The following is a 21560-nucleotide window of genomic DNA, read 5'->3' on the forward strand; positions in this document are numbered from 1 at the left end:
GGCGATTCATGATGGGGGCGACCGCGGACGCGCCGACTAAGGTGCGCCGCGGCACGTTCCGGCGCGTGTTGGCGTTCGCTCGGCCGCATCGAGCGAAGCTGCTGGTGTTCCTGCTGCTGACGGTGATCTCGTCGGTGCTGGCGGTGACGACGCCGTTGCTCGCCGGTCGCGTGGTCGACGCGATCGTGAACGGCTCGGCGCCCTCCGTCGTGGTGTGGCTCGCGATCGTGATCGCACTCATCGCGCTGCTCGACGCCGGCTTGGGCGTCGTCGAGCGGTGGCAGTCGACGCGCATCGGTGAAGGCCTGATCTACGACCTGCGCCGTGCCGTGTTCGGCCACGTGCAGAAGATGCCCGTCGCGTTCTTCACGCGCACGCGCACCGGTGCGCTCGTGTCGCGGCTCAACAACGACGTGATCGGGGCGCAGCGCGCGTTCACCTCGACGTTGTCGGGTTTCGTCACGAACATCATCCAGCTGGCGCTGTCCCTGGGCGTGATGTTCACGTTGTCGTGGCAGGTCACCGCTCTTGCCCTGGTGTTGCTGCCCGTCTTCGTGCTGCCCGCCAAGCGCATGGGCAAGCGGATGGCGGACATGCAGCGAGAAGCCTCCTCGTTGAACGCCTCGATGGTCACGCAGTCGACCGAACGGTTCTCGGCGCCGGGGGCGACGCTCGTGAAGCTGTTCGGGCGACCGGACCGCGAGGAGCAGGAGTTCTCCGAGAAGGCGGCGAAGGTCCGCGACATCGGGATCCGGACCGCCATGGCGACGCGGTGGTTCATGACCGGGCTGACGCTGGTGTCGTCGCTGGCTCAGGCGCTGGTGTACGGGCTCGGTGGATACCTGGCGCTGACCGGGCACCTGGCTGCCGGTGCCGTGGTGTCGTTGGCGTTGCTGCTGACTCGGTTGTATGCGCCGTTGACGGCGTTGGCGAACGCTCGAGTCGACCTGATGACGGCGTTGGTGTCGTTCGAGCGGGTGTTCGAGGTGCTGGACCTGGAGCCGATGATCCAGGAGAAGCCCGATCCGCGGACTGTGCCTTCCGGGGCCGTGTCGGTGGAGTTCTCGGACGTTCGGTTCGCGTATCCGTCCGCGGAGAAGGTGTCGCTGGCTTCCTTGGAGTCTGTGGCCACTTTGGACACTCGGGGTGGGGAAGAGGTGTTGCACGGCATCAGTTTCAAGGCCGATGCAGGCCATCTCGTCGCCGTGGTCGGATCGTCCGGAGCGGGGAAGTCCACGCTGGCGTCGCTGGTGCCACGGCTCTACGACGTGGATTCCGGAGCGGTCCGATTGTCCGGAGTGGACGTTCGCGACCTGTCGTTCGACTCGCTGCGCTCCACTGTCGGTGTGGTCACGCAGGATGGACACCTGTTCCACGACACCATCCGGGCGAATCTCGAGTACGCGGCGCCGGGTGCGTCCGACGACGAGTTGTGGGACTCGTTGCGGCGAGCGCGCCTGCTCGACCTGGTGGCGTCGCTGCCCGACCAGCTGGACACGGTGGTGGGGGAGCGCGGGTATCGGCTGTCCGGTGGGGAGAGGCAGCGGTTGACGATTGCTCGGTTGTTGCTGGCCAAGCCCCGGGTTGTGATCCTGGACGAGGCCACCGCGCATCTCGACTCGGAGTCCGAGGCTGCTGTGCAGGAGGCTTTGACCGAGGCGTTGGAGGGGCGGACCGCCCTCGTGATCGCGCACCGGTTGTCGACCATTCGCAGCGCCGATCAGATCTTGGTGCTGGAGCACGGTGAGATCGTCGAGCGCGGTACCCACACGGAGTTGATGGCGGCGGAGGGTCGTTACGCGGATCTTTACAACACCCAGTTCGCTGAGCCGGTCGTGGGGGCGCCGGTTTCGTAGGTGGTCTTGCCGGGCTGGCGGGTTCCTGTTCAGGGAGTGGGGCTCTGCCCCGGACCCCGTCGATCTGGCCGGCACTGCGGGCAGGCTGACGGCACGCCTGACGCGTTGGGTGGCTGCGCCTTGCGCAGGGCGTGGGATTCCTGTGGGTTGGCCCAGTCACTCGTGACTGGGCCAACCCACAGGAACCGACGCTGAGTGCTGGCTCGCCTTCGGCTTCGGCTCTACCCCTTGAGGAAGGCTGCTGTCGCGTTCAACGCGCTCTGGGACGAACCCGCGTTTTCCACGAACACCGCGAACGCCACGTTGTTCTGGTAGCCGACGAACCAGCCGTGGGCCGTGCCGCCGCCTGCCTCTGCGGTACCGGTTTTGCCTGCCAGGCCTGGGATTCCTGCCAACTGCTTGGCTGTTCCCCCGGTGACCACCTCACGCATCATCTGGCGCAAGGGCTGCAGGACCGACTGGGGTGGGGCGGCTGCCACGTCGTTCGGTACCGGGGGCTTGCCGCGCATCAGGGTGGGGCTCGGGGTCGTGCCTGAAGCCACTGTTGCGGCCACCAGGGCCATGCCGAACGGGCTGGCTACCACGTTGCCCTGGCCGAAGCTGTTCTCCACCTGCTGGTCGCCGGTTGCCGGTGGGACCTTGCCGGTGTTGGTGTCGGCGCCCGCGATGGTCCAGTCGGCGCCCAGGCCGAAACGTTTGGCCATGTCCGGGAGGGCGTTCGGCGGGAGTTTGGAGCCCAGTTCGCCGAACGTCGTGTTGCAGGAGACCGCGAAGGCCGTGTGGAAGGGGAGGCTGTCGTAGCCGAAGTCCGCGTTCTTGATGCGGCGGGTGCCGATGGTGGCCTCTGCTGGGCAGGCCACTGAGGTGTTGGGTTGTACGAGGCCTGCGTTCAGGGCGGCGGCGCCGGTGACGATCTTCAGCGTGGAGCCCGGGGCGTAGCGGCCTACGAACGGGTTGGTGCCCGTCAAGGTCTTGTTCTGGGCCACGGCCAGGATTTCGCTGGTGTTGGCTTCAACGGCGACGATCGCCGCGCCTTGCGGGAGGGCGTCCACGGCTGCTTGGGCTGCTGCTTGGCGGGCCGGGTCGATCGTGACGGTGATCTTTTCGCCCGGCTCTGGTTTCTTGCCGTCCAGCTGGGTGAAGGCCGTGCCGTTGGCGATGCCGACCTCCCAGCCTTCTGTGCCCTTCAGGTCGCCTGCTTGGCCGGTGATCGTTTTGTAGAGGCCGTCCGGGATGGTGCCTTGGACGAGCGGCTTGCCGTCTCTGCCCAGGAGGGCGCCGTCGGCGAGGGCCTTGCGGTAGACGAGGGCGGCGCCCTCGGTGAGTTGCGGGTGGATGACGGCCGGGGTCCAGTGGATCTTCCAGGTGTCGGCCGTGCGTTGCAGCGGGATCTTGATGTCGTACTTCAGCAGGGCCGAGTTCGGCATCGTCCAGGTCACGGAGGCCGCGATCTCCGCGGTGGTGGCGTCTGCCGCCGGTGGCTGCACGGGCGCCAGGCCGGCCTGGTAGGCGGAGGTCTCCATGCCCGACTTGGTGGCGGCCAGGACCTTGATCGCCTGGTCTGGTGCGTCGGTCAGCCGGCCCGCCGCGGTGGGGTCGGTGAAGGCCTTGTTCACGAACGACTGGGCCACCTGGGCCGGTGAGTCCGGCTGTTTCTTCGGTTGCTGCTCAGTCGAGTCGGCTGGGCCGCTGCCCCACAGCAGCGCGCCCGCCACGCCGAGGACGGCGGTGGTGGCGAGCGCGCCGCTGATCAGGATCCATCTGCGAGTCTTCTGCTCCACTGGTCAAATCCCCCCAGGTAAGTGCTTTCCCCGGTGGGAGACTAACGCGGCGGGGCGTGGGCGGACTGAGTATTGCTACTCAACCCAGTTGCGGGATGCGGGTTTGGTAGTGCCTGAGGAGCTCGGCGTTCGCCGCGTCGCCGCCTTCCACGTTCGCGCTGCGCCACAGGGGGAGCTGGACGCCGGTTTCGGCTGCCTTGTCGACCAGGCGGACCATCAGGAGGTTCCAGAGGAACGCGGTGGCCACGGTGGAGATCGCCGCCGTGACCGGTGCGTGTTCCGGGTAGGTCGAGTCGCCGGGTGGGACGAGGTTGTCGAGGACGACGGTGGCGACCTCGGCCAGGGTCACGCCCGCGCGGCGTGGGGCCTGGGCGCTGGCGGACACCGAGGTCACGGCCACCACCGGGCAGCCGGCGTTGGCGGCCTCCTGGGCCAGTTCGACCGGGTAGTGGTTGACGCCCGAGGTCGAGAAGACGAACAGGACGTCGTGCGGTGCCAGGCCCGCTTCGCGCAGGACCTCGCTCGCGAGGCCCGACCGGCGTTCGGCGGACGTGCTGCTGATGGCGCCGTGCATCGGGAGCAGTTCCGGGTGGTAGATCGGGCGGACGCAGGCCAGGCCGCCTGCCCGGTAGAAGGTTTCGGCGACCGCCGCCAGTGAGTGGCCCGCGCCCGCGGTGAGGATCATCCCGTCTGCCTGCACGGCGGCCAGCACCAGCTCGGCCACGTCGTCGAGCGCGGCCGCGTTCTGCTGTTCGACGCGCGTCAGGTGCGTGCGCACGAGGTTGCCGTAGTCGGAGCCGGGCACGGTGTCGGTCGTCATGCGGCTCAGTAGTACCGGATCATCGATGACCTCACCAGTAACCCGCGTACCACAAAGCTCGATAGGCGCGATGACAGGGACGAACGGCTCTGGCGGACGGGGGTGGGTTTGATCAGACGGCACTTCTACTTCTGGGTGGTGCTGACGGCCGTGTTCGCGGCCGCGGGCGCCACGAACATCGCGCTGGCTGTCACCTACTCCGAGCTGTGGCCGGTGTGGGTGGCGTCGGCGCTGCTCGTCGTCGCTTTCGGGTGCGCGCGGGCCGCGGTGCGCACACGGCCCTAAGCGAGCAGCTCGACGCCCAGTGCCGACGCGGTGTGGAGCACCGAGTTGCGGTGGCGCTGGGCCACGGCGAGGCCCGCGTCGCGCAGCACCGTGGCGTGGGCGCTGGCGGACGCGGCGGAGATGCCGAGGCGGCGGGCCAGTTCGGTGGTCGTGCAGCCGCCCGCGATGACTTCCAGTGCGGCGGCGCGGGTGCGGCCGAGCAACGCTTCCAGCGAACGTTTGCCCGCGCTCGTCACGTGCAGGTCGCGGGCCACCGGGTAGACGAGGACCGGGGCGTGGCGCTGGTCGCGGAGCATGATCGGGCGCTCCCAGCAGAAGTACGACGGGACGAGCACGAGCCCCTGACCGCGCAGGTGGACGTCGCGGTGCGGGATGCGGGACTCGATCGACAGCACGGGCGGCGCCCACGAGATCGTCGGGTGCAGTGCCGACAGCATGCCCTCGCAGCCGCTGTCCAGAAAGGAACGCGCCCGCACCGCGCGGTCCGCGTCGACGACGGCGCGGACCTCGTCCCAGATCGGCGCGAGCGCGCGCCCGTGGTAGGCGCGCAACGCCTCACCGAGCGAGTCCAAAGTGGCCACGTCACCGCCGGCCAGCCGGTGGGTGCGCGGGTCGAGGCGCTGCTGGCTGCCCAGGTGGGCGAGATCCGCGCGCAACGACTCCAGCGGCGTGGACAGCACCGCGTCGATCCCGGCGTCCACCGCGCACGAGCCGGCGGTGGGCGTCAGGAAGTCGGGGGAGTAGCCGACCGGCGGAGCGAGCTGCATGAGCCAGCGCGTGTCTTCGGGCAACGTCGTCCGCACGGCCGCGCGCCACGTGCCGAACACCGGTGCCGCCGAACGCTGCCGCAGCACGTGCAGGCTCAGCAGGATCTCCCACATCGGGTCGGGACCGGCGGCGACTCGCACCCTCGCCAGGTCCTCCGCCGTGAAGTGGACACGCAACACGGCAAGCAGACTGGCACAGCGTCACGGGGCTTGTACCGGATTCGAGACGACTCGGTCCCAACGGCCACCCCTGAGTGGGTGTTGACGCGGTCCTGAGTGGTCCTACCTGGCTTTTTCGGGCTTGGCCGAAGGTGGTGGCGACCCGATCACGGCTGCCGCCAAGCTTTCGCCGAGCGCCGCGCCAGGGGGTCGGCGCCACCACTGAGGGGAACGAACGATGAAGCTCGCGAAGATCACGGGGGCGGTCGCGGCCGCCGGTGTCGCGATGACGATCCTCACCGCGCCGGTCGCGCTGGCCGCGCCGGGCGAGACCGTCATCCCGGCCGCGGCCGAGCTCGCAGTCCAGGGCGAAGGCGTTCTGCCGTACGAGTTCCAGGTCCAGAAGACCGGCTACTGGTGCTCCGCTGCCGCCGCCCGCATCGCCCTGACCGCGCGCGGCAAGAAGGTCGAGCAGTCCACGCTGGCCTCCTACATGAAGGTCACGACCGACGGCCTGCCGAACATCAAGAACCTCGAGAGCGCTCTCGACCACTACACCGGCTCGACCTACTACCAGGTCAAGCAGTGGTCCAGCGACACGCAGCTGAAGCAGCGGCTCAAGGAGGACGTGATCTACAACGCCAACAAGGGCCACGCCGTCGTGATCAACGTGATCCGCCTGAACGGCCGCAGCTACTCCGGCGGTCACTACGCCACCATCGTCGGCTACCGCGCGGGCGGCAACGAGTTCGCCGTGGCAGACCCGGCCTACGCGGGCGGGCGGCTCGCGTGGCTGAGCGTGTCCAGCGTCTCGTCGGGCATCAAGCTCCGCCGTTACGTCGCCTGATTTCCGGGCCTGAGGTCCTCCGGCCGATCCACGTCGGCACCGTCCGCCACGTCAGCGCACTCGACGTGGCGGACGGTGTTGGCCTTGAGGTAGTCCCGCGCGCCCTGGTCGCCCGCCGCCGACGCCATCACGCCCGCGAAGTGGCCGGAACCGATCAGCACCGGGTGCCCGATCTCGCCGTCGTAGGTGGCACGCGCGAGCACGTTCGGCTCGGCCAGCTCCATCAGGCGGTGCAGGGCCGCGACGGTGACGCCGGGAGTGTCCACGGGGAGCACGAGCACGGCGTCCGCGGTGCCGATCGCGTGCAGGCCGGTGCGCAGCGACGACCCCATTCCGGTCTCCCAGTGGGGGTTGTCGACCACGGTCACGCCGTCCAGCGCGGCCTTCGCCCTGACCTCGCCGGCCCGGGCGCCGAGCACGACGACGACCGGTTCGCAGCCGGCGGCCCGCAGGAGCTCGGCGGCCGAGTCGACGAACAGCTTGCCGTCGAGGGGAACGAGGGCTTTCGGGGTGCCGAACCTGCGGCCGGCCCCCGCGGCTAGCAGGAGACCGGCCACGCGCATGCCTGTGAAACTACCTCTTCTGGAACTGCTCGTTCATGATCAGGAACGCGCCGATGCCGTGCAGGTCGTTCACCGCCCGCGGCCGCGCGAGGTAGAACGGCAGGTCACCGACGTTCGTGCCGACGCAGATCTCCGAGATCTCGGTGAGGCCGTCAGCGTTGATCTTGACGCGGTCCAGCACGCCTCGATGGCCCCGTCGCGCCACCACGTCGTACTTGCGCGAGACGTAGCCGCGTTCGACCGCGCGGGAGATCGCCATCGAGTACATCGACGAGCACGACGTCTCGGTCCAGTTCTCCGGGTGCGTTCCCTTGTCCACGACCTGGAACCAGCGTCCCGTCCTGCGGTCCTGGTGCTTCGCGAGCGCGGCGACGAGCTTCGCCAGGATCGCGATCAGCCTCGGCCGGTCGGGGTGGGTGCGCGGCAGATCCTCCAGCACGTCGCAGCACGTGATCGCGTACCAGCCCATCGCGCGGCCCCAGAACTCCGGCGACACCCCGGTCGTGGGGTTCGCCCAGCTCACCGTGCGGGACTCGTCGTAGGCGTGGTGGAACAGGCCGCTCTCGTGCTGGAGGTTCTTCGCGTAGACGAAGAGCTGCTTGAGCGCCTCCGCGGTTGCCCAGTCCTTCTCCCCGAACGTGTAGCCGTGCCGCATGATGAACGGGACGACCATGTAGACACCGTCGGACCAGTTCTGCCAGTCGCGCGTGCCGCCCTCCGCGTGCCAGAAGCCGCCTTCCTTGGTGCGCGAGTAGGTGTTCAGCCGTTCACGGATCTGCGTCGACGCCACGCGGTACCGCACGTCACCGGTCGCGTTGTAGAGCAACGGCAACAGCTGGCCCGCGCGCATCGAGTCGAGGTGGGTGAACGAGCGGTTGAACCTGCCGTCCGGTCCCACGAACCGGTCGACCCACGCCTTGATGAAGTCGAAGTACTTCTTGTTCTTCGTGCGCTGGAAGACGAGCCACTGCCCCCACAGGTACAGGCCGCGCGTGTAACCCCAGCCGCCGAGCGTCTCCGGCGTGTACTGCCTCATCGTCGACTCGACGACCTCGACGGACCAGTCGATCCGGTCCGCGGCCGAGGCCGTGCCCGTACCCGTGCCGAGTGCGAGGCCACCGGCGAGTGCGGCGCCGCCGAGTCTGACGAAGTCGCGCCTGGACGTGGTCATGGATGTCCCTCCAAGGGGCGTGCCGTGGCGGCGGCACTCCAGACCTAACCGAGGGACAACTCCGATGTCTAGACCTAATCGGTGACGTCGTCCGCCTCGTCCGCGAGCCACGCACCGCAGGACCGCGAGTCGGCGAGCGCCGCGATCATCGGCCGCAGCGGCCAGTGGAACAACGCGCGGAACGCCCGCAGCTGCCGGATCGCGAACAACGGTCGCCTCCGCAGCATCGAGTGGTAGTGCGCCTCGGAGCACCAGGCGACGTGATCACCGCCGATGCCGGTCAGCCCGACGCGGCATCCCTTGTCCGCCAAGCCGTTCAGGTCTTCGAGGAGCCGCGGCCGGTCCATCGTGCCGATGGTCGGCTCGTCCATCGGGTCGTCGATGCCGAGCAGGTTGTCGTACACCAGCGGGATGCGTTCGGGAGGCCACACGACGTGCTCGACCTCCGGCAGGTGCGCCGCGGCCCGCCGCGCCCACGCGACATCCTCGTCGGCCGGGTCGAGCGAGGGCCAGGTGCTGGCGACGATCCGCGCGTCCGACCGGGCGGCGAGGAACGTGATCGAGGTGGAGTCGAGCCCGCCGGACAGGTCGCACGCCACAGTCCCACCACGACGCGTGCGCACGTCGACGGCCTGGGCGAGCGCATTCCTGATCAGCGGGGCGGACTCCGCGATGCCGCGCACCGGTTCGGGGTTGCGCCACCAGCGGTGCAGCCGTGCGCGGTCGCCGTCGACCAGCAGCGCGCTGCCGGACGGCACGCACTCCACACCACGCCACATCGTCCGTTCCAGCAACGGATGCGGCGTCGGGAACAGCAGTCGCACGGCGAGGCTCTGCTCGTCGATCGGCGCGCAAACTGAACGTAACGAGGAGGCCGAGTCGCTGACCAGGCAGAACGGCTTCCGCTTCCGGCAGTTGCCGCAAGCGGAAATCGGGGTTCAGGCGAGGTGTTCGAGCAGCAGCGAGCTCGCCGCCTCCGGGATCTCCTCGGGAATCCAGTGGCTCACGTCCTCGACCATCTCGAACCGGTACGCGCCCGTGCACCACTTCTCGGTCTCGAACGCGGCGGCCGACCCGAACGCCACGTCCTCGGTGCTCCACACGTACATGGTCTTGACGCCGACCTTGTCCGCGGCACCGTGCGGCTTGCCGGCGCGGTACCAGTTCAGCGCGGCGGTGAGCGCGCCCGGTTCGCTCAGGCGCTGGACGTACTCCTCGACGTGGGAGGGCCGGACCCGCCACTCGAACATCTGCTTCAGGGCGTGCGCGTTGTTGTCCAGCATGCGCTTCTCGGTGCTGCGCTCCCGCCAGTCGAGCATGTACTGCGACCGCATCCGCTGCTCCTCGTCGGTCTGCAGCGCGGTCTTGAGCGCACCGGGGTGCGGAGTCGAGAAGACGGCGAGGCTGCGCAGCCGGTCCGGGTGCTCGATCGCGGTCCACCACGCGACGGCGCCACCCCAGTCGTGCCCGACGAGGTCGAACGTGCCCCAGCCCAGCGCGTCCGCCATCGCGATCACGTCGCCGACCAGGTGCGTGACCGTGTACTCGGACGCCTGCTCGGGCCGGACGCCGGGGGAGTAGCCGCGCTGGTCGGGGGCGACCGCGCGGAACCCGTTCACGCCGAGCACCGCGACCTGGTGCTCCCACTCGATGGCGGCCTCGGGGAAACCGTGCAGCAGCAGCACCGGGCGGCCGTCCTCGGGGCCGGATGCGATGGCGTCGAAGGTGCCTGCCTCGGTGGGGATGCTGAGGTGCTCGATCACGAGTTCGAACAATACTGCCGTGACCGCCGGCCATCGCCGCGCCTTCCGGTGCTCAGCAGGGCACCTCGTGGCACCGGCCCCGCACCCCCGTACGACCAGTACGACGGCGCGGGGCCGGCACCACGAGCTACCCGTCTGACCAGCGAAATGCGGGGCGACGGCCGACGGTCACGGCAGTACCTGTGTGACCTGGCTCTCAACGGGCGAGCCGAAGGGCGTGGCCTCACGAACATCAACCGTGCATCCGCATGTCGACGTGCTCAAACCACCGGGCGGGACGAAGGCGGTCGTGCTCGTGCTGCACGGCGGCCGGGAACACGGCACCGAACCGGTCCGCCGCCACAACCTCGCGTACCTGCGGATGGTCCCGCTGGCCCGCGCGCTGCGGGCGCCCGGCGTCGAGGTCTGGAACCTGCGCTACCGGGTCCGCGGCTGGAACGCGCCGAGCCTCGACCCGGTCAAGGACGCGCGGTGGGCGCTCGACCGGATCGCCGAGCTGCATCCCGGGCGGCCGGTCGTGCTCGTCGGGCACTCCATGGGCGGCAGGACGGCGTTGCGGGTCGCCGGGCATCCGAGTGTGAAAGCGGTGTGCGCGCTCGGGCCGTGGATCGTGCCCGGTGAGCCGTTCGAGCAGCTCAGGGGCAAGGCGCTGCTCATCGCGCACGGCGACCAGGAGCGGATGACCGATCCGGCGAAGTCGCTCTGGTACGCGCGGCAGGCGAAGACCGTGACCGACCGGGTGGCGCGGTTCAACGTCGTCGGTGACGGTCACGCGATGCTGCGGAGGGCGCGGGACTGGACGCGGCTCGTCGTCGACTTCGTGCACGGTGAGCTCGGGCTCGAACCGGTGGCGCCGGACATCGCGAACGCCATGCGGGAGGCCTCGCCGCGGGGCCTCGACGTTCCCCTGGGAGGTTCGCGTGGCTGAGGTCGCCGTCATCGGAGCCGGGGTCGCGGGGCTCACCGCCGCCCACGTGTTGCAGCGCAAGCACGACGTCACGCTGTTCGAGGCCGACGACCGGCTCGGCGGCCACGCGCACACGCACGACCTCGGCGGGGTCGCCGTCGACAGCGGGTTCATCGTCCACAACGAACGGACGTACCCGAACCTGATCCGGCTCTTCCGCGAGCTCGGCGTGTCCACTCAGGACTCCGAGATGTCGATGAGCGTCCGCTGCGACGGGTGCGGGCTGGAGTACGCGGGCGCGCGGAAGCTGCCGGGGCTCTTCGCGCAGCCCGGGAACGCCACCAACGGACGGTACCTGCGGATGCTCGCCGAGATCACGCGCTTCTACCGGCACGCCCGGCGCGTGCTGGCCTGCGAGGAGGCGCACGACGTCACGCTCGGGGCGTTCCTCGCGATCGGCGGGTACAGCAGGTACTTCGTCGACCACTTCATCATCCCGCTGGTCAGCGCGGTGTGGTCGTCGGGAGCGGTGCTGAGCACGAGGTACCCGGCCTGGTACCTGTTCGAGTTCCTCGCCAACCACGGGATGCTCTCGATCGGCGGCACGCCGCAGTGGAAGACCGTCGTGGGCGGGTCGCGCACGTACGTCGACCGCGTGGTGAAGAACCTGCACGCGGTCCACGTGAGCACGCCGATCCGCGCCGTGACGCGCACGAACGGCGGTGTGGAGATCCGCGACGACAACAACGTGCTGCACACCGCGGACCACGTCGTCATCGCCACGCACCCGGACCAGGCGCTCGGCCTGCTCGCCGACCCGACGCGCGCGGAGAAGGAGGTGCTCGGCGCGTTCCAGTACTCGCGCAACGAGACCTGGCTGCACACCGACGCCTCGATCCTGCCGCGCACGAGCGGCGCGAAGGCGTCGTGGAACCTCTACAAGCGAGCGTGCCGTGAGACGAGCGACCAGGTGCTGGTCAGCTACCACATGAACCGGCTGATGCGGCTCGACGAACCGCGCGAGTTCGTCGTCACGCTCAACCCGCACGACGTCGACCCCGCGCGGGTGCTCGCGCGGATGACCTACGAGCACCCGATCTACACGCCGGAGTCCGTTGCGGCACAGCGACGCCTGCCCGAGATCAACACCGCCGTGACCGCCTTCGCCGGCGCGTACCACGGCTGGGGCTTCCACGAGGACGGCTGCGCGTCGGGAGTGCGCGCGGCCAGGCACTTCGGGGTCGACTGGTGATCTACGACGTCGTCATCACGCACACCCGCCGCGAACTGATCGACCGGGCCTTCAGCCATCGCGCGTTCCTGTGGCTCGTCGACCTCGACGCGCTACCGCGGCTGCCGTGGTGGGCGAGGCCGTTCGCGCGGTTCGAGGCCCGCGACCACATCGGACCGCCGGGGAAGTCCATCAGGGAGAACCTCGACGAGTGGCTGGCCGGTCGCGGGATCGAGCTCGGCGGCGGGCAGGTCCTCATGCTCGCCAACGCCCGCTCGTTCGGCTACGTCTTCAACCCGCTGACCGTCTACTGGTGCCACGACGCGTCCGGAGAGCTCGTGTGCGTGGTCGCGGAGGTCCACAACACCTACGGCGGCCGGCATTGTTACCTGCTGCGCACCGACGACCACGGACGGGCGTCGGTGGACAAGGAGTTCTACGTCTCCCCGTTCCTCGAGGTCGACGGCCACTACGTGATGCGGCTGCCGAAACCGGGAGACCAGCTGTCGGTGACCATCGCGTTGCGGCAGAACGGGAAGACGACCTTCAGCGTCACGATGCGAGGTGAGCGCAGCCGGGGCCTGCGCCTGCTGTTGCGCCGTCCGCTGATGCCCCAGCGCGTGTCCGCCCTGATCCGCCGCCACGGCATCGCGCTGTACCTGCGGCGCCTGCCGATCGTTCCCAGGAGCAAGTAGATGAGCACGTTGTCGTTGCCCAGGCCCAACCAGGGCATCTGGCCGGGGTTGTTCACGGCGCCGCGCTCGCCGTTGCGCGCCAGGATCGCCGAGTCGCTGTTCCGCAACGCCGTCCGGACGCTGCCGGTGACCGTGCTGTTGCCGTCCGGCACCACCTGGGGCGCCGGAGGTCCCGTCATGCGGCTGGTGCGGCCGGCCGAGTTCTTCCACCGGCTCGGCGCCGACGCCAAGATCGGCTTCGGCGAGGCCTACATGGTGGGGGACTGGGTCTCCGACGAGCTCGCGGACGTGCTCGCGGCGTTCGCGGCGCGGCTGTCCACTCTGGTCCCGCCCGGCCTGCAGCGGATGCGGCGGTGGGCCGAGCGGCGGCAGACCGAGGTCAACGACGTCGCCGGGTCGCGGCAGAACATCCACCGGCACTACGACCTGTCCAACGAGCTGTTCGCGCTGTTCCTCGACGAGACCATGACGTACTCGTCCGCGTTGTTCGAGAACTCCGACGTCGACCTGCGCACGGCCCAGCTGCGCAAGATCGACGGCGTCCTCGACCACGCGGGCGTGCGGCAGGGCTCGCGGGTGCTGGAGATCGGCACGGGCTGGGGCGCGCTGGCGATCCGGGCCGCCGAGCGCGGGGCCACCGTCACGTCACTGACGATCTCCGAGCAGCAGCGGAAGCTGGCGCTGGACCGGGTGAGGGATGCGGGCCTTCACGATCGGGTGACGGTCGAGCTGCGTGACTACCGAGAGGAGCACGGTCAGTACGACGCCGTCGTCAGCGTCGAGATGATCGAGGCAGTCGGTGCCGAATACTGGCCCGAGTACTTCTCGGTGCTCGACCGCGTGCTCGCGCCGGGCGGCCGGGTGGGTCTCCAGGCGATCACCATGCCGCACGACCGCATGATCGCGAGCAAGGCCTCCTACACCTGGATCCACAAGTACATCTTCCCCGGCGGCCTCATCCCGTCCGTCCGCTCGATCGAGGAGTCGGTGCGCGACCACACCCGGCTGCGGATCGTCGAGACGCGCTCGTTCGGACACGACTACGCCGAGACCCTTCGCCGCTGGCGCGACACCTTCCTCACCCGTTGGGACGAGGTCGCCGAGCTCGGCTTCGACGACACCTTCCGCCGGATGTGGGAGTTCTACCTGGCCTACTCGGAGGCCGGTTTCCGCGTCGGCTACCTCGGAGTTCAGCAGTTCGCAATGGCCGAAAGACTGGGCCGTTAGGACCACGTTCTACCCCAAAGGGGTGCTCGTTTCCCCACCCGGCTGGACTTCGTGGTCCTCTTGGGAAGCAGGCGGTATCAAATGGCTCGCTGCGTTCTCTTCTTCAGTGAAGCCCCTAGTGTCGCTGTAGTGAGGAGGTCGCCGGGATGGTCCAACCCACAGCCGTGCGGACCGGTGGCGGTGTCGGCGTCCTCGAACCTGAGGAGGCCTGGAGCCGGCCAACGGTGCCCATGCGCCGTCGGGTGCGCCAGGCACCGGTCTCCAACCAGTGGCTCGCCGAAGCCGAGTTCACGGATCTCGTCGATGCCGCCCTAGACGGAGACAGACGGGCGGTCGAGCACCTGCTCGGCCGCATCCAGCCGCTGATCGTGCGCTACTGCCGCGCCCGCGTCGGCGGCCGCGAGCGAACGCTGGTCTCGGCCGAGGACATCGCGCAGGAGGTCTGCGTGGCGGTGCTCGGCGCGTTGTCCAGGTACCGCTACGAACCGGGTTCGTTCCTCGCTTTCGTGTACGGCATCGCCGCGCACAAGGTCGCGGACGCCCGCCGCCGCGCCGTCCGCAACCGCGCCGAGGTCGTGCCGGAGCTGCCGGACTGCCCCTCTCTCGACGACGGACCGGAACAGCACGCGGTCAACGGCGAGATGATGGCCCAGGTCACGCGGCTGCTGCACAAGCTGCCGGCCCGGCAGCGCGAGATCCTCGTGCTGCGGGTCGCTGTCGGACTGTCCGCCGAGGAGGTCGCGCTCGCGGTGGAGTCGACGCCGGGTGCGGTGCGGGTCGCCCAGCACCGCGCGCTCACCCGGATGCGGGAGATGATCGCGGAAGAGGGCTGAGCACGGTCTCGCGCAGGGTCCGCGCCACAAACTCGGTGTAGGCGTCGTCCGGTTTGCCGTCCAGCCGCACGAACCGGACGTAGGTCTCGACGCCGGTGATGACGCAGAACGCTTCGACGAGGTCGTCGAACGGCACGTCCGTGCGCAGCCAGCCGCGTTCGGCGAAGACGCGGAACACGTGCTCGACCTGCCGCCGCAGCTCGGCGAGCAGGTCCGCGTAGTAGCCGCGGAGCTCCTCGTCGCTCTGGGCCGCGCTGGCGACCGCCACCCAGAGCCCCGCCGAGGGCGCGTTGATCGCGAGCACCGCGGTGCCGATCAACGCGGCGAGCTCAGCGGTGTCGCGCACCCGCAGCATCGCCTTTCCCAGGTCGGTGGCGAACAGGTCGGTCTCGCCCTCGACCCCGAACGACGCGAGCTCCAGCGCGGCCCGCAACAGCGCCGACTTGGGACCGTGGCGCTGCACCGTCTCCACGGACACGCCTGCCTCGGCCGCGAGCTGGGCGAACGTCGTGACCTGGTAGCCCTGCCGGCTGAAGAGCTCCGCCGCGGCACCGACCACTCTCAGTCGCGTCTCGGCTGCCTGGCGTTGTCGCAGCTCGGAGCGGTACCGGCGGGTGGATTCGGTCATGTCCGCCATTATTGACTACTACGGCGTACAGGTTAATACTGCTCGACAGTCTTCAATCTCTCTCCCCAGGTCAGGCGGGTGACGTCATGGCGTCCCTCATCATCGCGACGGTGCCGGTCCACGGGCACATCACGCCTCTTCTGGCAGTCGCCCGCTACTTCACCGAGCGGGGCGACCGCGTCCGGTTCATCACCGGTTCCCGTTTCGCCGAGGTGGTGAAGGAGACCGGGGCGGAACACGTCGCACTGCCGGAGGAAGCCGACTTCGACGACCGCCAGGACTGGGCGGAGACGTTCCCCGAACGCACGGCGCTGAAGGGGCCGAAGGCCATCGCGTTCGACCTGGAGAACGTCTTCGTCCGTCCGGGGCGCGCCCACCACGAGGCGATCGAGGCCGCGCAGTCGGCGGAGCCCGCCGACGTCGTGATCACCGAGCCGGCGTTCCTCGGAGGCGCGTTCCTGCTCGGCCGCCCGCTCGGCGAGCGGCCACCCGTGGTCGTGTGCGGTGTGCTTCCGCTCCCGATCATGAGCCGTGACACCGCGCCGTACGGCATGGGCATCACACCGTTGCGCGGACCTCTGGGGCGCCTGCGCAACGCCCTGCTCGGCACCCTCGCCGCGCGCACCGTGTTTCCCGCGGCCGAGCGGCTGGCCCAGGAGATCAACCAGCGGCTGCACGGGTCCCGGCTGCCGTTCCCGATCATGGACTGGCCGCGGCACGCCGAGGCGATCGTGCAGTTCACCGTGCCCGAGTTCGAGTACCCGCGGTCCGACGCGCCCGCCTGCCTGCACTTCGCGGGCCCGATCTCCGCCACCGGTTCGCAGGCGCCGTTGCCTCCCTGGTGGGACGAGCTCGACGGGTCGCGGCCCGTCGTCCACGTCACGCAGGGCACGGCCGCCAACCACGACTACCGGCAGATCATCGGTCCCACTCTCACCGCGCTCGCCGACGACGACGTGCTCGTCGTCGTGAGCACCGGCGGCCGGCCGGTCTCCGCGCTCCCGCCGTTGCCGTCCAACGCGCGCGCCGCCGAATACCTGCCGTACGACGAACTCCTGCCCAAGACGCAGGTCTACGTCACCAACGGCGGCTACGGCGGCGTCCAGTACGCCCTGCGCCACGGCGTCCCGATCGTCACGAGCGGCGGCAAGGAGGACAAGCCCGAGGTCGCCGGGCGAGTCGCCTGGTCCGGTGTCGGTCGCGCTCTCAAGACCGAGACGCCGTCACCGGCCGACGTGGGCAAGGCGGTTCGCACCGTGCTCCGCGATCCGCGCTACCGGGACAACGCACAACGCATCGCCGCGAGCATGGAACGGGCGGGAGGACTGCCGCGGCTCGCCGAGATCGTCGACCACGTCAGCCGCTGACGTTCTTTCTGAGCGGTACCCCTGCGAGGACCGTTTCCAGCGCATGATCACCGGCCGCGGGTGGCAAGGTTTACGCATGGCTGACCCGGACTACGACGTGCTGCTCACCGGCACCGTCTTCCTCGACATCATCTTCACCGGCCTGCCCCGCCCGCCGGCCGCGGGGACAGAGGTGTGGGCGGAGGGGCTCGGGTCGTGTCCCGGCGGGATCGCGAACCTCGCGGTGGCGTTGCGGAGGCTGGAGCTGCGCACCGCGCTGGCGGCGGCGTTCGGCGAGGACGCCTACGGCGACTTCTGCTGGGACGTGCTCGCCGACCAGGAGGGCGTCGACCTCTCCTACTGCCGTCGTTTCTACGGCTGGCACTCGCCCGTGACTGTATCTATGGCGATGGAACGCGACCGCAGCATGGTCACGCACGGGCACAAGGCTCCCGTCGTCGCGGACGACCTGTTCTGCCCGCCGCCGTCGGCACGGGCGTGCTTCGTGCACATCCAGGCCGAGGACGAGCAGTGGGTGCGCACGGCGAAGGAGAACGGCGCGAAGCTCTTCGCCGACATAGGCTGGGACCGCACCGGGGCGTGGTCGCCGGAGCTGCTGCGCCGGCTCGACGGTTATGACGTGTTCCTGCCCAACCACGTCGAGGCGCAGGGGTACACCCGCACCGACTCGCCGGAGGACGCGGCGCGCAAGCTCGCCGAGCACGTGCCCGTGGTGGTCGTCACACGGGGCGGCGGGGGAGCGGTCGCGGTCGACAGCGCGACCGGCGAGGTCGTGGACGTGCCGGGACTGAACGTGGCGCAGCTCGACGCGACAGGTGCCGGAGACGTGTTTGGCGCGGGGTTCGTGATGGGCACTCTGGCCGGGTGGCCGCTGGAGCACCGGGTGCGGTTCGCGAACCTGTGCGCCGCGCTGTCCGTGCAACATTTCGGTGGCTCCCTGTCCGCTCCCGGCTGGGGAGACATCGCGGTCTGGTGGCGGACGGTGAGCAGGCGGCCGGACGAGGAACTGTCGCGTTACGGGTTCCTCGACGACCTGCTGCCCGACCACGCGGGCGTCGAGGTGCGGAGGGCTAGTCCGACGATCGGCCTGCGGTTGCTCCGGTAGGTTGAAAAGAGTCGATCAGCGGACGCAACCTCACGGGCCTCCCGCGCGACTTAATACGTAGAGCCTCTCTGGGGATGTTGTTCGGAAGGAGTTGCGGGTTGTTCGCCGCACGCGCGTCAGGCTTGGTCAAGTTGCTGGGGTTGTGCCTGACGGCGGGTGTGCTCCTCGCCGCGATGGTGTTCCCGTTCGTCGGAGGTCTGGGGCTCGCGTCGAACCGCGCCGCCGACACCGTCGACCAGACGTCCGGTGACCTCGCGAAGGGCGAGCTGCCGCTCGTCACGACCATCGAGGACATGAACGGCCAGCCGATCGCCTACCTGTACGACCAGTACCGCATTCCACTGGAGTCCAACCAGATCTCGGACACCATGAAGGGTGCGATCCTCGCGATCGAGGACAAGCGGTTCTACGACCACCGCGGCGTCGACTGGCAGGGCATCGCCCGTGCCGCCGCCAAGGCCGGTGTGGACGGTGGGGCGACGCAGGGCGCGTCGACGCTCACCCAGCAGTACGTGAAGAACTACATGGCGTTCGTGCTCGGCGCCGACAACGAGCAGGAGGCCTGGGAGAAGGCCACCGAGGCGACCATCGGCCGCAAGATGCGCGAGGCGCGCGTCGCGTTGCAGCTCGAGCAGCAGATGAGCAAGGAAGAGATCCTCACCGGCTACCTCAACATCGTGCCGCTGGGCAACCAGACCTACGGCGTCGGCGCGGCGGCCAAGGCGTACTTCAACACGACCGCCGACAAGCTGACCGTCCCGCAGGCCGCGCTGCTCGCCGCGATCGCGAACCGGCCGTCGTCGCTCAACCCCGGTGCCTCCCCGGACAAGGCGCTGGAGCGTCGCAACATCGTCATCGACAAGATGCGCGAGAACGGCGCGTTCGGCACCGACCAGACCGAGGCTCAGAAGAAGGCCGAGGAGTTCAAGGCCGCGCCGCTGGGCGTCGTCGAGGACCTGCAGATCCTGCCCAAGGGCTGCGTCGGCGCGGGCAACGGCCCGATCTACGGCTTCTTCTGCTCCTACCTGCTCGACTACCTCCGCGAGAACGGCATCACCGACAAGCAGTTGCAGCGCGGCGGCCTCACCATCAAGACCACGATGGACCCGAAGGCCACCGCGGCCGCGAAGGCGTCGGCCGAGCAGCAGGTGCCGAAGACCCAGAACGGCATCTCGAACGTCATGTCCGTCGTCGAGCCGGGCAAGGACAAGCACAAGGTGCGCGCGCTCGTCGCCTCCCGCGACTACGGCAACAACGCCGAGCTCGGCCAGGTCGCCCGCCCCGTGCCCGCCGAGGTCCTCCCGTTCGGCCCCGGCTCGGTGAACAAGGTCTTCACCGCCGCCGCGGCCCTGGAGAAGAAGGTCATCGGCATCGACAAGGAGATGTCGGTTCCCGCCACCTACTACTCCCGCGTCTACCCGAACGGCGGCGCGCCGTGGAAGGTGGAGAACGCCGGCAAGTACAACGACAAGATGTCGCTGACGCAGGCGCTCGCGACCTCCCCGAACACCGGCTTCGTGATCCTGCAGGAGAAGACCGGACTCGACAGCGTCGTGGACATGGCCTACCGCCTGGGCATGCGCGAAACCCTTCAGGGCGTGAACCGCTCGGGCGAGCCGCTGAAGGCCGACAAGTCGAACGGCCCGTCGCAGGGCGACTGGACGAAGCAGAACAACGCGGGCTCCTACACCCTCGGCCCCGGCGCGACGAGCGTCCTGGAACTGGCGAACGTGGCCGCGACCATCGTCTCCGGCGGCACCTGGTGCCCGCCGACCCCGGTGGAGAAGGTCATCGACCGCTACGGCAAGGAGCTCCCGCTCAAGGAGAAGCCCTGCGAGCAGGCCGTGAACACCGACCTGGCCAACTCCCTGGCCCAGGGCATGTCCCACGACACGACCGGTACGGGCACCGCCGCCGCAGCCGCCTCCGCCTCGGGCTGGAACCGCCCGGCGATCGGCAAGACCGGCACCACCGAGGAGCACAAGTCGGTGGCGTTCATGGCCGCGACCCCGCAGTACGCGGGCGCCGTGATGACCTACGCGGACGGCAACCGCCCCGAGGTGATCTGCGCGAACCCGATCCGCTTCTGCCCCGGCAGCTCGCAGGGCGTCTTCGGTGGCCAGGTGGCCGCGCCGACGTGGTTCAACGCGATGAAGGTGATCCACGAGGGTCTGCCGGTGGCCCCGCTGCCACCCGCCGCACCGCAGTACAAGTAGTCGCTCAGCCGGCTCAGGGCCGTCGGACGCCAGGTGCGTCCGGCGGCCCTTTGCTTTGGGGGCGCGTTGGTGACCCCTCCGCTGGAACCAGCGCGGTACCGACAGCCGGCCGCGAGCACGCGCGGTGACTGTCCCCGCGTGAGCTCCGCGTCAAACCCCGCCGTGAGCCTTTCACGATAAAGCGACTGACCAGTGCAAATACCAAGACCGGGATTGGTCTGAAACGCCTTGACCAAGGCATCCACCGCTTCGCTACGCAGCGTTAGCGCGAGTGGGCCTTGTCACCTAAATGCCCACATGGCTTGCTCCTGTCGGTGACGCGAGGTTACGTTCTCCGCCGCATGTCACGGTTCGATAACCGCAAGGACACGGATCACCCCCCGAAGCGGTCCAGTCCACCACCGGGCCCCCCGAAGCCCGCAGCCAGGCCCCCCGACGCCAGGCGAAGCGCGGTTGCCGAACTCCCCCGAGTGCATGGAGGCAGGTTTGGCACGGCATCGAGCGAAGGACGCCCTGGTCGACGTGATCGCCAGAGTGGACCTGGACCGCAAGAAGGCCGTTGCGGCGGTTGTCGCCGCGGGTGCCCTCGCCGGCGCCGGTTTCGCAGGAGCGATGACCACCGTCGCGCCCGTCGACCGCATCGTCCCCGTGGCGGCGACCAAGGACCTCGCGGCGGCCATGACCGCTCAGGCTCAGCCGCAGGGCATTCAGACGGTTCACTCGCTGGACACCAGTGCCGAGACGCGCAAGCTGCTGCAGGCCGAGCAGATCCAGGCGCAGTTCCACGTCTCCGAGGCGCTCAAGTCCGCCGAGGGCGCTTACGTCAAGCGTCAGGAGGCCGCCAAGGCCGAGCAGGCCCGCATCGCCGCCGAGGAGGAGGCGAAGCGGCCGAAGTGCGTGCGGCCCGCGCAGGGGACGTTCACGTCCGGGTTCGGTGCCCGCTGGGGTACGAGCCACAACGGTGTCGACATCGCCAACGCCATCGGCACGCCGATCGTGGCCGCCATGGACGGCACGGTGATCGAGGCCGGGCCCGCGTCCGGGTTCGGGCTGTGGGTGCGCGTGCAGCACGAGGACGGCACGATCACCGTCTACGGCCACATGAACACCATCGACGTGCCGCAGGGTGCGAAGGTCAAGGCCGGGCAGCAGATCGCGACGATCGGCAACCGCGGCCAGTCGACCGGGCCGCACCTGCACTTCGAGGTGTGGGTCGGTGGCTCGCAGAAGATCAACCCGGTGGGCTGGCTCGCCGAGCGCGGTGTGACGCTCTGAGCGTCCCGCGGTGTGGTGCGCCCGATCGGGTTAACCGCAGCATTTCCCACGCCTCTGTGGTGAC

20 protein-coding genes are annotated in these 21560 nt (G+C 69.4%); 12 read left to right on the top strand and 8 right to left on the bottom strand.

Translation table 11 applies throughout. From position 1 onward, the window contains the following. The first annotated feature begins 8 nt into the window (after positions 1–8). Positions 9–1856 (top strand): ABC transporter ATP-binding protein, encoded by a 1848-nt coding sequence (locus tag AOM45_RS44125; RefSeq protein ID WP_156094420.1) that lies wholly within the window; start codon positions 9–11, stop codon positions 1854–1856. A gap of 221 nt (positions 1857–2077) precedes the next feature. Here the strand turns inward: AOM45_RS44125 and AOM45_RS44130 are convergent, their stop codons facing one another. Further along, the gene (locus AOM45_RS44130; RefSeq protein WP_081902751.1) at positions 2078–3637 is read right to left on the bottom strand and encodes a penicillin-binding transpeptidase domain-containing protein; all 1560 of its coding nucleotides are present in this window, start codon (positions 3635–3637) and stop codon (positions 2078–2080) included. A 79-nt stretch (positions 3638–3716) separates the two neighbouring features. Beyond that, positions 3717–4457 (bottom strand): SIS domain-containing protein, encoded by a 741-nt coding sequence (locus AOM45_RS44135; RefSeq protein WP_081902752.1) that lies wholly within the window; start codon positions 4455–4457, stop codon positions 3717–3719. Between the two features lie 102 nt (positions 4458–4559). Here AOM45_RS44135 and AOM45_RS44140 point away from each other — a divergent pair, with 102 nt between their 5' ends. Next, positions 4560–4742 carry a hypothetical protein gene (locus AOM45_RS44140; RefSeq protein WP_030473252.1) on the top strand — a complete coding sequence of 61 codons (183 nt, stop codon included), beginning with the start codon at positions 4560–4562 and terminating at the stop codon, positions 4740–4742. Here AOM45_RS44140 and AOM45_RS44145 read toward each other — a convergent pair. Further along, a complete protein-coding gene (locus AOM45_RS44145) occupies positions 4739–5689 on the bottom strand; it encodes a MarR family transcriptional regulator (RefSeq protein ID WP_030473253.1) in 951 nt (316 codons plus the stop codon). The genes AOM45_RS44140 and AOM45_RS44145 overlap by 4 nt on opposite strands. Positions 5690–5906: 217 nt before the next feature. Here AOM45_RS44145 and AOM45_RS44150 point away from each other — a divergent pair, with 217 nt between their 5' ends. Further along, a complete protein-coding gene (locus AOM45_RS44150; protein ID WP_030473254.1) occupies positions 5907–6515 on the top strand; it encodes a C39 family peptidase in 609 nt (202 codons plus the stop codon). Here the strand turns inward: AOM45_RS44150 and AOM45_RS44155 are convergent. The 4 genes from AOM45_RS44155 to AOM45_RS44170 form a co-directional block, all read right to left on the bottom strand. After that, positions 6503–7078 (bottom strand): nucleotidyltransferase family protein, encoded by a 576-nt coding sequence (locus AOM45_RS44155; protein ID WP_030473255.1) that lies wholly within the window; start codon positions 7076–7078, stop codon positions 6503–6505. The two genes, AOM45_RS44150 and AOM45_RS44155, sit on opposite strands and share 13 nt — an antisense overlap. Before the next feature lie 10 nt (positions 7079–7088). Continuing rightward, positions 7089–8249: a glycoside hydrolase family 88/105 protein gene (locus AOM45_RS44160; protein WP_035913716.1), complete on the bottom strand. Its 1161-nt coding sequence runs from the start codon at positions 8247–8249 to the stop codon at positions 7089–7091. A 74-nt stretch (positions 8250–8323) separates the two neighbouring features. Beyond that, positions 8324–9073 (bottom strand): asparagine synthase-related protein, encoded by a 750-nt coding sequence (locus AOM45_RS44165; protein WP_051784697.1) that lies wholly within the window; start codon positions 9071–9073, stop codon positions 8324–8326. 114 nt (positions 9074–9187) lie between these two features. Beyond that, complete coding sequence (locus AOM45_RS44170) at positions 9188–10012, bottom strand: alpha/beta fold hydrolase (protein WP_030473258.1); 825 nt, start codon at positions 10010–10012, stop codon at positions 9188–9190. A gap of 238 nt (positions 10013–10250) precedes the next feature. Between AOM45_RS44170 and AOM45_RS44175 the strand changes: the two genes are divergently transcribed. From AOM45_RS44175 to shbA, 5 genes are all read left to right on the top strand, one after another. Beyond that, complete coding sequence (locus AOM45_RS44175; protein ID WP_030473259.1) at positions 10251–10940, top strand: alpha/beta hydrolase; 690 nt, start codon at positions 10251–10253, stop codon at positions 10938–10940. Continuing rightward, positions 10933–12171 carry an NAD(P)/FAD-dependent oxidoreductase gene (locus AOM45_RS44180; RefSeq protein ID WP_030473260.1) on the top strand — a complete coding sequence of 413 codons (1239 nt, stop codon included), beginning with the start codon at positions 10933–10935 and terminating at the stop codon, positions 12169–12171. Before AOM45_RS44175 ends, AOM45_RS44180 begins: the two co-directional genes overlap by 8 nt. After that, entirely contained in the window at positions 12168–12845 is a 678-nt protein-coding gene (locus tag AOM45_RS44185; protein WP_236704051.1) for a DUF1365 domain-containing protein, read from the top strand. The genes AOM45_RS44180 and AOM45_RS44185 overlap by 4 nt, the downstream gene beginning before the upstream one ends. Beyond that, positions 12846–14072, top strand: coding sequence for an SAM-dependent methyltransferase (locus AOM45_RS44190; protein ID WP_030473262.1), 1227 nt, complete (start codon positions 12846–12848; stop codon positions 14070–14072). It abuts the gene before it with no gap. Positions 14073–14218: 146 nt separating this feature from the next. Then, entirely contained in the window at positions 14219–14905 is a 687-nt protein-coding gene (gene shbA, locus AOM45_RS44195) for an RNA polymerase sigma factor ShbA (RefSeq protein ID WP_030473263.1), read from the top strand. On the opposite strand, the gene AOM45_RS44200 is transcribed toward shbA, so the two are convergent. Further along, a complete protein-coding gene (locus AOM45_RS44200; protein WP_156094417.1) occupies positions 14868–15533 on the bottom strand; it encodes a TetR/AcrR family transcriptional regulator in 666 nt (221 codons plus the stop codon). The genes shbA and AOM45_RS44200 overlap by 38 nt on opposite strands. An 86-nt stretch (positions 15534–15619) precedes the next feature. Here AOM45_RS44200 and AOM45_RS44205 point away from each other — a divergent pair, with 86 nt between their 5' ends. The 4 genes from AOM45_RS44205 to AOM45_RS44220 all read left to right on the top strand — a co-directional run bounded on the left by AOM45_RS44205 (position 15620) and on the right by AOM45_RS44220 (position 21496). Continuing rightward, positions 15620–16900 (top strand): glycosyltransferase, encoded by a 1281-nt coding sequence (locus tag AOM45_RS44205; RefSeq protein WP_030473265.1) that lies wholly within the window; start codon positions 15620–15622, stop codon positions 16898–16900. A 76-nt stretch (positions 16901–16976) separates the two neighbouring features. After that, positions 16977–18005, top strand: a complete 1029-nt coding sequence (locus tag AOM45_RS44210; protein WP_030473266.1) for a carbohydrate kinase family protein — start codon at positions 16977–16979, stop codon at positions 18003–18005. Between the two features lie 98 nt (positions 18006–18103). After that, entirely contained in the window at positions 18104–20221 is a 2118-nt protein-coding gene (locus AOM45_RS44215; protein WP_035913718.1) for a transglycosylase domain-containing protein, read from the top strand. Between the two features lie 486 nt (positions 20222–20707). After that, positions 20708–21496: a M23 family metallopeptidase gene (locus AOM45_RS44220; protein WP_236704052.1), complete on the top strand. Its 789-nt coding sequence runs from the start codon at positions 20708–20710 to the stop codon at positions 21494–21496. Positions 21497–21560 lie beyond the last annotated feature (64 nt).

The sequence above is a fragment of the Lentzea aerocolonigenes genome (assembly GCF_000974445.1).
GTDB classification, from domain to species: domain Bacteria; phylum Actinomycetota; class Actinomycetes; order Mycobacteriales; family Pseudonocardiaceae; genus Lentzea; species Lentzea aerocolonigenes.